The organism is Rariglobus hedericola, assembly GCF_007559335.1.
Lineage (GTDB): Bacteria > Verrucomicrobiota > Verrucomicrobiia > Opitutales > Opitutaceae > Rariglobus > Rariglobus hedericola.
The window spans coordinates 1-1,028 of sequence record NZ_VMBG01000010.1 but is presented as its reverse complement, the minus strand read 5'-3'; the positions used below and the strand labels follow the sequence as shown (position 1 = coordinate 1,028).

General features: G+C 50.2%; 2 protein-coding genes. Both read left to right on the top strand.

The features are described 5' to 3' along the window. Window positions 1–475 (top strand): hypothetical protein (locus FPL22_RS17595; protein ID WP_162525367.1); only part of this gene is annotated, 475 nt, incomplete at its 5' end. 104 nt (window positions 476–579) lie between these two features. Beyond that, window positions 580–927 (top strand): hypothetical protein, encoded by a 348-nt coding sequence (locus tag FPL22_RS17590; RefSeq protein ID WP_144354354.1) that lies wholly within the window; start codon window positions 580–582, stop codon window positions 925–927. Window positions 928–1,028: the final 101 nt, after the last annotated feature.

Genomic DNA, 1,028 nt, shown 5'->3' with positions numbered 1-1,028 from the left:
CGTTAGGCAGAATCAAAACATGTGGCCGTTTCCAAAGCCCGAGGAAAGTCGAAAGCCGAAGTATCCAAGCTTCCGTGCGTGGATGCACGCGCGTGGCGTGCCTCAGGGCTGGCTTGTCCACCCCGACAAAAAGAAAGTGGATGTGTGGATTGAGGAATACGGAATATTGAAGAGGCAGCTCTGGAATGCTCACATCCTCACGCTTTCCGAACTTGAACAAGATGAATTTCGGACCGGAATCCACCCATCGCTAAGTCACAGCAGGGCAGATAGAGCTGCAGCTATAGTTCCATCGATGCGTCAGCATCTATTATCGCGAGGGATTAATGCGGACATCAAGATAGGTTTTTATCATATGGATCGCATTGTATTATCAGCCTATATCGACGCCGATCCCGAAACGCTTGGGGATAGTTTGCCGTGGCTTTATCGTGGATATGAGGTTTTTTACATCCAGAAAGAAAATGAAAACTGAGCCTAACCAAGCACTACAGACAATTTCGAGGACTGTCCCAGTCGCGGCTGAGCCGCTTTGTGGGCCAGCCCTCGAAATGTCTGACTTTTAACGTTCGGCAAAAAATGACTATCTTCGTATCAGAGTCTGAACTTCTTGAGGTTCTTGACCGTGCCGATGCGATGATCGCTGCGTGCGCGGCCGGAACGCTGGACTTTCGAGTCTTTCACCAAGAGTTAGGGCATCTACATGGCTACCACGCGTTAGACGGCCACGAATCGGACCCAGAAGAAAGAAATATTTTAGATAAGCACCGAGACCGAATCGCTTGGATAGAGCGCGTTCTTGATGAGGTGGGTGGCGTTTGCGCCGATGAAGATTCTACCAAGGAAGCCTATATTAAAGCAGGCCGATTTGGAGCCACGGAAGCATTACGGCGTTTAAAGCTACTGGTGCAAAATCGCGATCAATGAAAACGGAGCCGAACCAGTCGTTACAGACAATGCAGTTTGCTGTCACGCCGGCTGCTTCGCACCCGTCGCGCCAGCAAACCGCATGTCTGATCTAAAGCGTT

Coding starts and splice junctions, on each gene's coding strand:
- FPL22_RS17590 (WP_144354354.1), top strand. CDS start 580: ATGACTATCTTCGTATCAGAGTCTGAACTTCTTGAGGTTCTTGACCGT.